8 protein-coding genes are annotated in these 14,029 nt (G+C 68.5%); 3 read left to right on the top strand and 5 right to left on the bottom strand.

Annotated features, from left to right (window positions below; all coding sequences use genetic code 11):
* Positions 1-5 precede the first annotated feature (5 nt).
* The 3 genes from ligA to QZV81_RS03620 form a co-directional block, all read right to left on the bottom strand.
* On the bottom strand, positions 6-2,384 hold the full coding sequence (gene ligA, locus QZV81_RS03630; protein ID WP_292832741.1) for an NAD-dependent DNA ligase LigA: 2,379 nt from the start codon (positions 2,382-2,384) through the stop codon (positions 6-8).
* A gap of 98 nt (positions 2,385-2,482) precedes the next feature.
* Positions 2,483-3,562 (bottom strand): tRNA 2-thiouridine(34) synthase MnmA, encoded by a 1,080-nt coding sequence (gene mnmA / locus QZV81_RS03625; RefSeq protein ID WP_292832738.1) that lies wholly within the window; start codon positions 3,560-3,562, stop codon positions 2,483-2,485.
* 27 nt (positions 3,563-3,589) lie between these two features.
* Positions 3,590-4,768, bottom strand: a complete 1,179-nt coding sequence (locus QZV81_RS03620) for a cysteine desulfurase family protein (RefSeq protein ID WP_292832641.1) — start codon at positions 4,766-4,768, stop codon at positions 3,590-3,592.
* 55 nt (positions 4,769-4,823) lie between these two features.
* Between QZV81_RS03620 and glgX the strand changes: the two genes are divergently transcribed.
* The 3 genes from glgX (at position 4,824) to glgB (ending at position 11,310) form a co-directional block, all read left to right on the top strand.
* On the top strand, positions 4,824-6,911 hold the full coding sequence (gene glgX, locus QZV81_RS03615; protein ID WP_292832638.1) for a glycogen debranching protein GlgX: 2,088 nt from the start codon (positions 4,824-4,826) through the stop codon (positions 6,909-6,911).
* Between the two features lie 173 nt (positions 6,912-7,084).
* Positions 7,085-9,169 carry a maltotransferase domain-containing protein gene (locus QZV81_RS03610; protein ID WP_292832635.1) on the top strand — a complete coding sequence of 695 codons (2,085 nt, stop codon included), beginning with the start codon at positions 7,085-7,087 and terminating at the stop codon, positions 9,167-9,169.
* Positions 9,166-11,310 carry a 1,4-alpha-glucan branching protein GlgB gene (gene glgB, locus QZV81_RS03605; RefSeq protein WP_292832631.1) on the top strand — a complete coding sequence of 715 codons (2,145 nt, stop codon included), beginning with the start codon at positions 9,166-9,168 and terminating at the stop codon, positions 11,308-11,310. The genes QZV81_RS03610 and glgB overlap by 4 nt, the downstream gene beginning before the upstream one ends.
* Here the strand turns inward: glgB and QZV81_RS03600 are convergent.
* Positions 11,307-12,245 (bottom strand): tetratricopeptide repeat protein, encoded by a 939-nt coding sequence (locus tag QZV81_RS03600; protein ID WP_292832628.1) that lies wholly within the window; start codon positions 12,243-12,245, stop codon positions 11,307-11,309. The genes glgB and QZV81_RS03600 overlap by 4 nt on opposite strands.
* The gene (locus QZV81_RS03595) at positions 12,242-14,020 is read right to left on the bottom strand and encodes a glycosyl transferase (protein ID WP_292832625.1); all 1,779 of its coding nucleotides are present in this window, start codon (positions 14,018-14,020) and stop codon (positions 12,242-12,244) included. Before QZV81_RS03595 ends, QZV81_RS03600 begins: the two co-directional genes overlap by 4 nt.
* Positions 14,021-14,029 lie beyond the last annotated feature (9 nt).

Below are 14,029 nucleotides of genomic sequence, written 5' to 3'. Positions count from 1 at the left end.
CCAGTCTACGGTGGCCCCTCGCCGGTGGCATGTTCGCCCGCGTCGGGACCGCGCTCCCCGAGCGCCTCCGGTCCCTGCTCGACGAGGATCCGGAACTGAGCGGCATCGATGATGCGCACGCCGAGCTCTTCGGCTCGACCGAGCTTGGATCCGGCCCCGGGACCGGCCGCGACGAAATCGGTCTTCTTCGAGACGCTCGATGCCGCTTTGCCCCCGGCTGCGATGATCGCCTCCTGCGCGCCTTCGCGCGTGTAGCCGTCGAGGCTTCCGGTCGCCACGACGGTGAGACCCGCCAACACGCCGTCCGTGACGACCGCCGCTCCAGGTCCCGGGTGTCCGGGAGTCGCGAGCTGTGCACCTGCGGCGGCCCACCGTTCGATGATCTCCCGATGCCAGTCGACGCCGAACCACTCCCGCAGCGAATCGGCGATGATCTCGCCTACTCCGTCCACCGCCGCGAGCTCGTCGCGTGTCGCCATACGGATGGCCTCGAGCGACCCGAACCACTGGGCGAGGGCGCGGGCGGCCACTGGACCCACGTGACGGATGCTGAGCGCGACTAGGAAGCGCCACAGTTCCTTCGTCTTGGCTTTCTCCAGTTCGGTCAGCAGCTTCAGAGCGGCCTCGGACGGCAGCACTTCGCGATAGTCCTTGCGGATGCCGGCGGCGCGCCGTGCGGCGGCGTCGAGATGTGCGGCTTCGGGCGGGTAGGACGCAGGACCGAGCTTCTGAAACGGAGCACGCCGCACGTACTCGCCCGTCGACGCATCCACCCGCCGTTCCCCCGTCTCGGCATCGCGGACGATGACCTCGATCGGCACGAGATCGGCCAGGGTCAGCTCGAACAGCGCCGCCTCGGTGACCAGTGGCGGTGTCGGGGGCACTTCGGGCTGCGTCAGAGCGGCGGCGGTCACCTCGCCGAGCACTTCGATGTCGAGCGCCCCCCGCGAACCGATGTGCTCCACACGCCCACGGACCTGCGCAGGACAGGAGCGCGTATTCGGGCACCGCAGATCGATGTCGCCGTCTTTCGCCGGCGCGAGCGGCGAACCGCACTCCGGGCAGAGCGCCGGCATGACGAAGGCGCGCTCCGTCCCGTCGCGCAGCTCGACGACGGGTCCGAGCACTTCGGGGATCACATCGCCGGCCTTCCGGAGGACCACGGTGTCGCCGATGAGAACTCCCTTGGCCTTGACGACCTCCTGATTGTGCAGCGTCGCCTGGCGCACGACCGACCCGGCCACGCGGACGGGTGCCATGACGGCGAACGGTGTCGCACGCCCCGTGCGACCGACCGAAACGACGATGTCGAGGAGTTTCGTATTCACCTGCTCCGGGGGGTACTTGTATGCGATCGCCCAGCGGGGCGCGCGACTGGTCGCACCGAGCTCGTCGTGAAGCGCCAGTTCGTCGACCTTGACGACGATCCCGTCGATCTCGTGCACGACCTCGTGACGGTTCTCGCCGTAATGGGCCACGAAGTCCCTGACCCCGGAGACATCGTCGAACGTGCGGAAGTACGGGCTCGTCGGGAGGCCCCACCCGTCCAGCAGCGCATAGATCTCGCTCTGCGAGGGCGCGGGAGGGTCGGCCCAGGCGCCGATCCCGTGCACGTACAGCCGCAGCGAGTCGAGCCGCGCGCGACCTGCCTCGAGTTCGAGCCCGGTCTTCTTCTCGAGCTGCTGACGCAGACCCCCGCTGGCGGCGTTGCGCGGGTTGGCGAATGCCGGAAACCGGCGTGCGGCGCTGCGGGCGGCCTTCTCGTCGTCGATCCCGCGGGCGCGCGCTTCGGCGAGCACCTCTTCACGCAGGCGGGCTTGCAGCTCATTGAGCGCGTCGAACTCCGCCACCGGAATGTAGACCTCGCCGCGCACTTCGACGAGCTCAGGGTGGCCGGTGCCGTGGAGCCGCCGCGGGATCCCGGTGACGCGGAGGGCGTTCTGCGTCACATCCTCGCCGACCCGCCCGTCGCCGCGGGTCGCCGCTGAGACCAGCAGACCGTTCTCGTACCTCAAGCTGATCGCGAGTCCATCGATCTTCAGCTCGGTGAGCCAGCGGACGCGCCGCCCCGCAGCCGCGCTCGTCTTCTCGCACCACTGCGTGAGCTCCTCGACGCTGAAGACGTTGTCCAGGCTGAGCATCCGCTCGGCGTGCGCGACAGGGGCGAACATCGACGACTCGGCCGCACCGACGGTGAGCGTGGGCGAGTCCTGCCCCTGGACCTCCGGGAAACGTCGCTCGAGTTCTTCCAGAGCCCGCATCCACGCGTCGTACGTCGCATCATCGACGAGCTCGGCATCGTGACCGTAATAGGCCTCACGCGCGTCCAGAATCAACCCGGTGAGACGCTCGGCCTCGCGGCGCGCGGCGTCGAGATCCGCAATGTCGAGATCCGCGAGGCCGAGATCATCGGGCAACGCGGTCAGGTCAGCGGCATCCGTCACTCGGCAAGTGTAGGACGCACCCCCGACATCGCCCCGCGTCAGACTCCGGCGGCCACGGCCGGCACCGTCGTATCGACGGTGAACTGACCGAGCACCCGCGTTCCGAGGTAGAGCACCGCCGTCTGACCCGGAGCGACGCCGTCGAAGGGCACCTCCGGAACAACCGTGACGCCGGACGCCGCGCACCGCGCGCGTGCGGCAACGGGATCGGAGTGCGCCCGGATCTGCACGTGGCAGCCGAACTCCTCGGCCGCGGGCGGCGCGCCCGTCCACGTCACGCGGATGCCGGAGATCTCCCGCGTGGCGAGGGCTTCTTTCGGGCCGACCACGACGGTGTTCGACACCGGCCGCACCTCCAGCACGAAGCGCGGCTTGCCGTCGGCGGCGGGGATCCCGATCGACAACCCGCGGCGCTGGCCGACCGTGAACGCGTGCGCGCCCTCGTGAGTCCCGACGACGGCGCCCGTGCGATCGAGGATGTCACCCCGCTGCGCGCCGACCTTCCCTGCCAGCCAGCCGCGGGTGTCGCCGTCCGGAATGAAGCAGATGTCGTGGCTGTCAGGCTTCTGCGCGACGGTCAGGCCGCGCTCGGCCGCCTCGGCCCGCACGAGTGCCTTCGACGGCGTGTCACCCAGCGGAAAATAGGTGTGCGCCAGCTGGTCGGCGGTGAGAACGCCCAAAACGTACGACTGATCCTTGGCGGCATCCGACGCGCGATGCAGTTCACGGCCGTCGAGACCATCGACCAGGAGCGCGTAGTGGCCGGTGCAGACCGCGTCGAACCCGAGCTCTAGGGCGCGCTCGAGCAGGGCGGCGAACTTGATCTTCTCGTTGCAGCGCATGCAGGGGTTCGGTGTGCGACCAGCCTGATACTCAGCGACGAAGTCGGCGATCACATCATCGCGGAAGCGCTCCGAGAAATCCCACACATAGAACGGGATACCGAGGAGATCGGCGGCGCGACGGGCGTCCAGCGCGTCTTCGATCGTGCAGCAGCCCCGGCTGCCCGCCCGGAGCGTGCCGCCGGCGCGCGAGAGTGCCAGATGAACGCCGACGACGTCGTGACCGGCCTCGACGGCACGCGCAGCAGCCACGGCGGAGTCCACTCCACCACTCATCGCCGCCAGAATCCGCACGCACCCAGTCTACGAGCGCGCGACTGTGCGGAATCCGGATGCCCGCGCATACGCTTCCGGCAGCGCGGCGACGATGGCGTCGACATCGGCTGGGACCGTCGTGCGGCCCAGCGTGATCCGCAGCACCGACCGCGCGACCCGTTCATCCCGCCCGAGCGCCATGACCACGTGCGAAGGCTCGGCGACCCCGGCCTGGCAGGCCGACCCGGTCGACACCGAGATCCCCGCCTGATCGAGCAGGAACAGAAGCGACTCCCCCGCGGCGCCCGGGAAGTGCAGGTGGACGTTGCCCGGCAGGCGATCGTCCGGGTCGCCGAGGAGTTCGGCAGCGGGCACCGCCGCGCGGACGCCCGCGATGAGGCGGGTGCGCAGCGCAATCAGCCGCGCCTGCTCCGCCGCCTGCTCGGCGACCGCCTCGGTAGCGGCGGCGGCGAGCGCGGCCGCACCGGGGACGTCGGGCGTTCCCGAGCGGAGACCGCGTTGCTGGCCGCCTCCGTGCAGTCCGGCGGTAAGGGCCGCGTGGCGAGAAACCACGAGCGCGCCGGTGCCGACGGGCGCCCCGATCTTGTGTCCGGAGATGCTGAGCGCGACGAGGCCGCCCGTGCCGGCGCCTCCGGCGCGCCACCCGGCGAAGTCCACCGGGATGTGCCCGAGAGCGGAGACTGCATCCAGGTGCAGAGGCACACTCGCGTCCGCCGCCGCGGCGGAGAGTGCCGTGGCGTCCTGAAGCGTCCCCACCTCGTTGTTGGCGATCAGGGCGGTCGCGAGAGCTGCCCCGGGAAGCGCCTCGGCGAACAGGGCCGGATCGATCCGGCCCTGCCGATCGAGCGGGACAGGGCGCACCCGCGCACTTTCTGCCTGCGCGAGCCACGCGACGGTATCCATCGTCGCGTGATGCTCGCCGTCCGGGAGAACCACGGCATCCACGCCCCCGTCACGCGACCACCAGAGACCCTTCACCGCGAGATTGACCGATTCGGTGCCGCCAGAAGTGAAGACCACCTCGATGGGTTCGCAGCGCAGCGCCGCGCCCACGGCCTCACGTGACTCCTCCAGCAGTCTCCGTGCCTGCTGTCCGGCACCGTGCACGGAAGACGCGTTGCCCACGACATCGGTCGCGGAGAGCCAGGCATCGCGCGCGACGGCACGCAAAGGCGAATACGACGCGTGATCGAGGTAGATCGACATGGCCCTCCTCGTCGCGTTACATGCCCGACTCACGGCATTTACTACTGTAGAGCGCATGCTCAGCCCGACGCACTCGAGCCCCCTCAAGGCTCCCCCCGCATTCCTCAGCGCGTCGCTCGACGGTTTGGGGGTCACGCTGGGCGGTGGCGGCGGACGCTTGCGGATCTGGTCGGGGGCGGCGACCAGTGTCGAACTTGTCATCTTCGACGAGACCGATCTCGACTGGATCACCGAGGCGCTCCCACTCGCGCCGGCCGGCGGCGGAGTCTGGGAGATCACGACGCCGAGTCTCCGCCCCGGCACGCCCTATGCCCTTCGGGTCGACGGACCCGCGGGTCTCGGCAACACGTTCAACCCCGAGAGCCTGCTCATCGATCCCTACGGTCGTGGCCTCGCCGCGGTGCGTCGGGGCCAGTGGCGATCTGTGGTCGTCGAGTCCGGCTTCGATTGGGAAGGCGTCACGAAGCCCGCGACGCCCCTCGATCGCACCGTCATCTATGAGGCCCACGTCGCGGGGCTCTCCAAGCGGCACCCCGATGTGCCGCCCGCGCTGCACGGCACCTACGCCGGTCTCGGGCACCCCACCATGATCGACCACCTGCGCTCGCTCGGCGTCACGGCGGTCGAGCTCCTGCCCGTGCACGCGTTCGAGACGGAGCGGCGGCTGCTGCAGTACGGTCTGACGAACTACTGGGGATACAACACCGTCAGCTTCTTCACGCCGCACGGCGGCTACGCCACCGCGGAGTCGTCGGCGCGGGGAGCGACCGGCATCGTGCGTGAGTTCCAGGAGATGGTCAAGTCCCTCCATGCCGCGGGGATCGAAGTGATACTCGATGTCGTGTTCAACCACACGGCCGAGCTCGGCATGGCCGATCCGCGCTCGAGCCTGCGAGGCATCGACAACCGCGCGTACTACCGTCAGCACGATGACGGCGCCTACATCGACGTCACCGGATGCGGCAATTCCCTGAACACGTCGACGGATGCCGCGGCCCGATTGGTGCTCGATTCTCTGCGGTACTGGGCGAACGATCTGCAGGTGGACGGATTCCGGTTCGATCTGGCGGCAACTCTCGGTCGTGATGCGCAGCACGTCTTCACCGCCGATCACCCGCTGCTGCGGGCGATCATCGACGACCCCGCCCTCGCGGGGGTCAAGAACATCGCGGAACCGTGGGACGTCGGGATGGGCGGCTGGCAGACGGGGAACTTCGGAGAGGGGTGGGCGGAGTGGAACGATCGCTATCGCGACCGAGTCCGCAACTTCTGGCTGAGCGACGTCGACTACACACGGCGCGCCGGCACGGCTCCCGCCGGCGTCGGCGGATTCGCCACACGGCTGGCGGGGTCTTCCAACACGTTCAGCGACGAGCGGGGTCCGCTCGCGAGTGTCAACTTCGTCACCGCGCACGACGGATTCACCCTCCGCGACCTTGTGTCGTACGACATCAAGCACAACCTGGGCAACAGCGAGCAGGGCCGCGACGGCGCAGACACCAACCGCTCGTTCAACCACGGCGCCGAGGGCGCCACCGACGACCCGGACATCCTCGCCGCCCGCCGCCGCGCGATGCGCAACCTCATGGGCACTCTGCTGCTGTCCGCCGGCATTCCCATGATCACCGCGGGTGACGAGTTCGCACGCACTCAGCGCGGCAACAACAACGCCTATTGCCATTCCTCGCCGCTCACCTGGCTCGATTGGCAGCACGCGCCGTGGCAAGAAGACCTCTTCGCGCACGTGCAGCGGCTCATCCAGCTGCGCAGGGAGAACCCCGCTCTTCGTCCACGGAGGTTCGCCCACGCCGTCCACACGATCCCGAACTCGTCGGTCATCGACTGGTACGACGAGCATGGCGAGACCATGTCGAGCGAACGGTGGGCCGATCCGTCCCACCGCACGCTGCAGTACGACGCGCAGTCCACACCGGACACCGAAGCTCCGAATCGCATTCTGCTGGTCGTGCACGGCACGGAGCGCCCGATCGATGTGACGCTTCCCCGGATCGACGGCATCACCGAGTTCGTGTCGCTGTGGTCGAGTGTGCCCGAGCGTCCGGACGAGCCTGAAGTGTTGTTCGCGCCGGGCGAGGTGCTGGCCCTCCCCGGGACGGCGATGCAGCTCTTCCGCATGAGCTGAGGCCGCGAGGACTGCCGCCGCAGAAAACCCGGTCGCAGCGCCGGACGAGCCCTCGCTCGTCGAAAGAGACGGGATCAACGCTGTCACCGCAATCGCAGTCGTGCCTCCTCATGATCTCCACCGCGCCGCACGACGACCGCAGGCCCCGACCTCAACGGCGGTAGGTTCGAGGCGTGGCGAAGACGACGAGCACTCCTGCTTCCCGGCCCCTTCGGAGCACCGCGGAGATCCCTCTCCGACCCGTCGGCGTGCTGGCTCCCGATGCCGGCACCCACACCGGCCGAATCCCGCTCGGGCACGAACGTCCTCGTGCCCTCGACCCGGCCTTCCGGCCCTCCGCCTTCGCAGGGGAGTCCGTCCCCTTCACCGCGACGGCGTTTCGCGAGGGGCACGATCTCATCGGCGTGCACGTGCGCGTCTTCTCGCCCTCAGGACACGAATCCCTGCACCGGTTGACGGCCCTCGGCGATGGTTTCGACCGATGGAGCGTCCTCATCTCGCCGATCGAGGAGGGACTGTGGCGCTTCCGGTTCGAATCGTTCGCGGACGACTTCGCCACGTGGGCTCACGCCGCCGCCCTCAAGATCGCCGCCGGTGTCGACGGGCCGCTCATGCGCATGATGGGCGTCGGACTGCTCACGCGCGCCGCTGCCCAGAAGGACCGGCCCGCCGCCGAGCGCCGCGCGCTCAGAGCGGCGGCGCAGTCGTTGAAAGACCCCGACGTCACCGACGACGACGCACTGATCGTCGTGGGCGACCGGCAGCTCTCCGCCTTCTTCACCGCTCGGCCGCTCACCTCGCTGACCACCGCGGGCCCGACGCGCGAACTGCTCGTCGAGCGCGAGCGGGCGGGCGTCGGCGCCTGGTACGAGTTCTTCCCGCGGTCCGAGGGCGCCGTCCGCCGCAAGGACGGATCCATCAAGAGCGGGACATTCCGCTCGGCGATGGGGCGCCTCCCCGCCGTCGCGGCGATGGGGTTCGACGTGCTCTACCTCCCGCCGATCCACCCCATCGGCGAGACCAACCGCAAGGGACCCAACAACACGCTCACGGCCGGGCCCGGCGATCCTGGCTCACCCTGGGCGATCGGCTCGACGGCCGGTGGCCATGACACCGTGCATCCGGACCTGGGCACCCTCGCCGACTTCCGTGCGTTCGTCCGCGCGGCCGCCACCCAGGGTCTGGAGGTCGCGCTCGACCTCGCGCTGCAGGCCGCGCCGGACCACCCCTGGGTCACCCAGCATCCGGAATGGTTCACGACCCTCCCCGACGGCTCGATCGCGTACGCCGAGAACCCGCCGAAGAAGTACCAGGACATCTATCCGATCAATTTCGACAACGACCCCGAGGGTATCCGCGCCGAGGTCCTGCGCATCGTGCGATTGTGGATCGGACAGGGTGTGCGGATCTTCCGCGTGGACAATCCGCACACCAAACCGGTGCAGTTCTGGGAATGGCTGATCGCGACGGTGAACGCCGAGCATCCGGATGTCATCTTCCTCGCCGAAGCCTTCACCCGTCCGGCGCCTCTTCTCGCGCTCGCGCAGGCGGGCTTTCAGCAGAGCTACTCCTACTTCACCTGGCGCAACACGAAGCCCGAACTCGAGGCGTTCCTCACCGGGATCACGGGCGAGACCGCCGACATCATGCGCCCCAACCTCTTCGTGAACACGCCCGACATCCTGACCGAGTACCTGCAGTACGGCGGCCGCCCGGCCTACAGGATCCGGGCGGCGATCGCAGCCACAGCCGGCGCCAGCTATGGCGTCTACGCCGGGTACGAGCTCTTCGAGAACGTCGCACGTCCCGGCGCCGAGGAGAACATCGACAATGAGAAGTTCGAGTACAAGGTCCGTGACTGGGCGGGTGCCGAAGCCTCGGGCGACTCCCTCGCACCGTACCTGCGGCGCCTGAACGAGATCCGGCGGGCGCACCCCGCGCTCCGCCAGCTGCGCGGCCTGCGCGTGCACTACAGCGACGACGACGCGATCCTGGTGTATTCGAAGCACATTCCCGCTCCCCTCACCGCGGACGGAGAATCCGACACGATCATCGTCGTGGCCAACGTCGACCCGCACTCGGTGCGGCAGACGACGGTCCATCTCGACCAGACGGCGTGGGGCGGGACGCCTGGCGCGCCGTTCGTCGTGGAGGATCTCATCACCGGATCCACCTGGACCTGGTCCGATCACAACTTCGTCCGCCTCGACGCGTTCTTCGAACCCGTCCACATCCTGCACGTGAGAGGCACACGATGAACGTTCCTGCCGACGCCGTCCTCGACTCCGTCGCCACCGGGTCGTACTACGCACCGCACGACGTGCTGGGGCTCCACGGTCATGCAGACGGAGGGTGGGTCATCCGCGCACGTCGTCCGCTCGCGCGAACGGTCACGGCCCTGCTCCCGGACGGCGAGCGGGTGCCGCTCGCGCACCTGCGCGGTGGTATCTGGGAGGGCACGACCGATACCGCACCCGCCTCCTACACGCTCGAGGCCACCTACGACGACGGCCTCTCCTACACCAGCGACGATCCGTATCGGCATCTTCCGACGGTGGGCGAGCTCGACCTGCACCTGATTCGCGAAGGGCGCCACGAAGAGCTCTGGCGGGTGCTCGGTGCGCGTGTGCACCGGTTCGACGGCGTCTCGGGCGTGTCGTTCTCGGTGTGGGCGCCGAACGCGCGCGCAGTCCGCGTGATCGGTGACTTCAACTCGTGGGACGGGCAGGGGCACTCGATGCGTTCCCTCGGCTCCAGCGGGGTGTGGGAGATCTTCGTGCCCGAACTCGGCGTCGGCACCCGCTACAAGTTCGAGCTGCTGACCCAGGCCGGCCCCTGGATCACGAAGGCCGATCCGATGGCTCAGTGCGCCGAAGTACCGCCCTCCACGGCATCCATCGTGACCGAGAGCACCTTCGAATGGATGGATGCCGCGTGGCTCGGGCAACGCGGTTCTCGTTCCCCGAGCGACCAGCCGATGTCGGTCTACGAGATGCACTTCGGCTCGTGGCGGCCCGGCCTCACCTACCGCGAAGCCGCAGACCCCCTGATCGACTACCTGACGGAGCAGGGCTTCACTCACGTGGAGTTCCTTCCGCTGGCCGAGCACCCGTTCGGCGGCTCGTGGGGTTACCAGGTGACGGGTTATTACGCCGCCACCAGCCGCTTCGGCTCGCCCGATGATCTGCGCTATCTCATCGACCGCCTGCACCAGGCCGGGATCGGCGTGATCATGGATTGGGTGCCGGGTCATTTCCCGAAGGACGCATTCGCGCTGGCGCGATTCGACGGTGATGCACTCTACGAGCATCCCGATCCGCGCCGCGGTGAGCACGAGGATTGGGGCACCCTGATCTTCGACTACGGACGCAACGAGGTGCGAAACTTCCTCGTCGCGAACGCACTGTTCTGGTTCGAGGAGTTCCACGTCGACGGCTTACGTGTGGATGCGGTGGCGTCGATGCTGTACCTCGACTACTCCCGCGAGCCGGGCCGGTGGGAGCCGAACATCTACGGGGGGCGGGAGAATCTCGAGGCGATCAGCTTTCTCCAAGAGGTCAACGCGACCGCATACAAACGCTATCCCGGCATCGCGATGATCGCCGAGGAATCGACCAGCTATCCCGGCGTCACCGCGCCGACCAGCGCGGGGGGCCTCGGGTTCGGCCTGAAGTGGAACATGGGCTGGATGAACGATTCGCTCGAGTACATCAAGCGAGACCCGATGTACCGCTCGTATCACGAAGGCGAGCTGTCGTTCTCGTTCGTCTATGCCTTCAGCGAGAACTATCTGTTGCCGATCAGCCACGATGAAGTCGTGCACGGCAAGGGCAGCCTCTTCACGCGGATGCCGGGCGACCACTGGCAGAAGCTCGCCAACATGCGTGCGTTCCTGGCATACATGTGGGGTCACCCCGGCAAGCAGCTGCTGTTCATGGGCCAGGAGTTCGGGCAGATGTCGGAGTGGTCCGAGTCGCGGCCCCTGGATTGGTGGTTACTCGACCAGCCTGCGCACCGCGAGCTTCATGACTTCGTGGGGGCCCTCAATCGAGTCTACCGCGCGCACGCACCACTGTGGTCACGCGACCGCGATGCGTCGGCGTTCACGCGTCTCGGCGCCCCGCACTGGAACCCCAGTGTCATCGCTTTCGCGCGCCGCGACCACCACGGGAACACGGTTGCGATCATCGGCAACTTCTCCGGAACTCCGCTGTACGACTTCTCGCTCGATCTCGGAGCGAGCGGCACCTGGACCGAGATCCTCAATACGGACGCCCGCGAGTATGGCGGATCCGGCGTCGGCAACCTCGGATCCGTGCACGCCGATGACGCCGGATGCGCGCGCATGACGCTGCCGCCGCTGGGTGTGCTGTGGCTCAGCCACAGCGCCGGGTCCTAGAACAGCAGGCTGGCGAGGCGGCCGCGGGCGCGCACGACGCGCGCATCCGCGTCGCCGACGAGCCCGAACAGTTCGAGCAGGCGCTCGCGCACCGGCCCGCGCTCGGCCTCGGGAAGAATCGCGAAAAGGTCGAGAAGCCGGTCGAATGCGTCATCGACATGACCGCCGGCAAGATCGAGATCCGCAACGGCGAACTGCGTCTGAGGGTCCTCGGGCGAGGCGGCAGCCGCCGCGCGGGCCTCGTGAGGGTCGAGCCCCTGCACCCGCTCGAGCAGCCGCACCTGCCCGAGTCCGGCGCGCGCCTGCTCGTCGCGCACGTTCTCGGCGAGGGCCGCCTCGTACGCGATCGCGGCGCGCGCATAGTCGCCCGCCTCGATCGCATCGAACGCTTCCTGATGGTGCGGCGCCAGCGGCGGCTCGGTGTCGTCCTGCTCGGCTGACGCAGTTCCCTGTGGCACGGTTCCGGTCACACCCTGCTGCGCCGCCAGCTGCAGCAGCTGGGCGAACACCTCGCGGACCTGCTGCTCCGGAACAGCACCGGTGAACAACTGCACGGGCTGGCCGGCGACCAGGGCGACCACGAGCGGGATCGACTGCGCCCGAAAACTCTGCGCGAGCTGAGGGTTGGCGTCGACGTCGACCTTGGCCAGCACGAGGCGCCCGCCGAGCTCGGTGATGACCCGCTCCAGCACCGGGCTGAGCTGCAGGCAGGGCCCGCACCATTCGGCCCACAGATCGACGACGACCGGCACCGTGTGCGAGAGTTCGAGCACGGCGCCGAAGTTCTCATCGGTCGCGGTGAAGACGAGCGCCGGTGCTTGCCCTGCCGGGGGGGTTGTCGGGGGGGCCGCCGCACGCGAACGCAGAGACGTCAAATCGACGGCGCCGCGGAGAACGGCGCTGGGGCTCTGGGCAAGGGGTGTCTGATCGCTCATGGTGTGACCGCCTTCACGTCGAGAATGCTGGAAGAGTAGCCGAGGAACTGGATCCGCTGCTCCGAACTCTGCGCGGGGACGAAGAAGAAGAGCTGGTCGACATAGGTCGTGGTGAATCCCGTGCCGGACTGGCTCACACCCGCCAGTGCCTTGACTGTGGGGCTGTCGTCGAGCTTGATCACCGCGTCGGTGCTGGTCGGGGTGACCGTGTCGGTCTCGTTGACCTCGACTGCGACGATCGCGCCGCTGTCGAGAGTCGCCAGCGCGACCGGAGCGGTGTCGCCGGCCGACGCCGCAAACGAAAGCGTGCCGGTCTCTGCCGCCGTCTGGTTGAAACTGTCGAGCCGCGACGCCCGGTTCGCGGCGACCTGCGTACGGAACGCATCGGTGTCGACATCGAAGAGCGGAGCGAACTCGCTGTCACGGTCCTTGTCCAGCACGTCAGCGTACGCGGCCGCGAGCTGCGACGGCGCCAGAAGCAGGAAGGGGGAGTCGGGGTCGATCGAGATGGCCCCGACATAAGAGGGCGCGAGGTTCAAGCTGGTGTCCGCGGCGAGGTCGGCCATGTAGGTCACTTTGTAGTCAGACCAGGCATCTGCCTGCGTCACGCTCAGGATCTTATCCGGCGAATCCGCGCCCCCACCCACCACGGCGAAGAATGATCGGGGCCACCCGTCGAAAGCCTCGGGAAGCAGCACGCGAATGCCCGAGGAGGGAATCGGGTCGAGGGAGTTCTGGTCGGCGATCGCCGTGCGCAGCCGGTAGTTCGTCTCGCGGACCTTGAGCGCCGCCCCGTCCAGCCGGACTGCCGCCGCCGCCGCGTCGTTCGCTTCATCGGCGATCGCCACTTGCGCCGCGATGCGAGAGACGATTCGGTCTGCCTGCGCTTCAGTGACGGCCGGACTCCCCTGGTCGTCGGGGACGATGATGCTCGGGGTCGCGGACGGCGTCGGCGAGCCCGCCAGTTGCGGCCAGGCATCGGGTGAGCAGCCGGCGAACATCAGCGCAGAAACCGTGACCACCGGGAGGATCACGAACGACCGCTTGCCGCGCGTGAGGGATCGACGCGTCGGAGTGGCCGAGATCACACCCTTGTCGCCGGCCTCGATCGCGAGATCGATGGGTTCGGTCACCGGTACCGGCAGGCCCTTACGCCGGGGGCCCCTCGACCGGCGCGCGTGACGCACGCCGAGGTAATAGAGCACCAGACCGGCCACCAGCAGCAGGCTGCCGCCCACGATCAACGGGCCGGCCCACGGAGTCGTTGCGCCCGTCGGCCACGACAGTGTCAGGTCGCCGGGAGCCGCCCGTGTGCCGTCGCTGGCGACGAGGACGCTCATGTCTTCGGGAAGCTGCAGTCGGGTGTCCAGCACGTTGTCCTGCTGGAACTGCTCCAGCCACAGGTCGGAGTCGATGGGGCTGAGAGCAACCGCGGCGTCCGCGCCTCCCTCGGTCCGCACGACGGTCTCGGCGACGATCGCGCCATCATTGCCGAGGGTCAGGTGCGCGTAATCCGCCTTTTGCAGCCAGGCGCTCAGGTCGTCCGTGCGGGCGTACGCGGCGAAGATCGTCCCCGGGCCCACGACGCGGAGCGTCTGGGGGCCGTCATGGCTGTTGAGCACCGCACCGTCGATCATTACGTAAGGCACATCAGCGGCGACGTGGATGGGCTGGTCGACCGTCGTCGGACCCTGCAGCACCGTGCGCTGAGCGATCCCCGTCCCGATCATGACGGCGGCAAGCACAAAAGCAACCACAGCCCAGACGAAACGCACGAATGACAC

It is taken from the genome of Microbacterium sp., assembly GCF_011620665.1.
Taxonomy (GTDB): domain Bacteria; phylum Actinomycetota; class Actinomycetes; order Actinomycetales; family Microbacteriaceae; genus Microbacterium.
Note: the sequence above shows the minus strand (reverse complement) of the source record. Positions and strands in the feature narration are given on the sequence as shown.

Excerpts from the sequence above, each read along its gene's own strand:
- mnmA (WP_292832738.1), bottom strand. The coding sequence starts at position 3,562 with ATGAGTGGTGGAGTGGACTCCGCCGTGGCTGCTGCGCGTGCCGTCGAG.
- QZV81_RS03600 (WP_292832628.1), bottom strand. The coding sequence starts at position 12,245 with ATGAGCGATCAGACACCCCTTGCCCAGAGCCCCAGCGCCGTTCTCCGC.
- glgB (WP_292832631.1), top strand. The coding sequence starts at position 9,166 with ATGAACGTTCCTGCCGACGCCGTCCTCGACTCCGTCGCCACCGGGTCG.
- glgX (WP_292832638.1), top strand. The coding sequence starts at position 4,824 with ATGCTCAGCCCGACGCACTCGAGCCCCCTCAAGGCTCCCCCCGCATTC.
- QZV81_RS03620 (WP_292832641.1), bottom strand. The coding sequence starts at position 4,768 with ATGTCGATCTACCTCGATCACGCGTCGTATTCGCCTTTGCGTGCCGTC.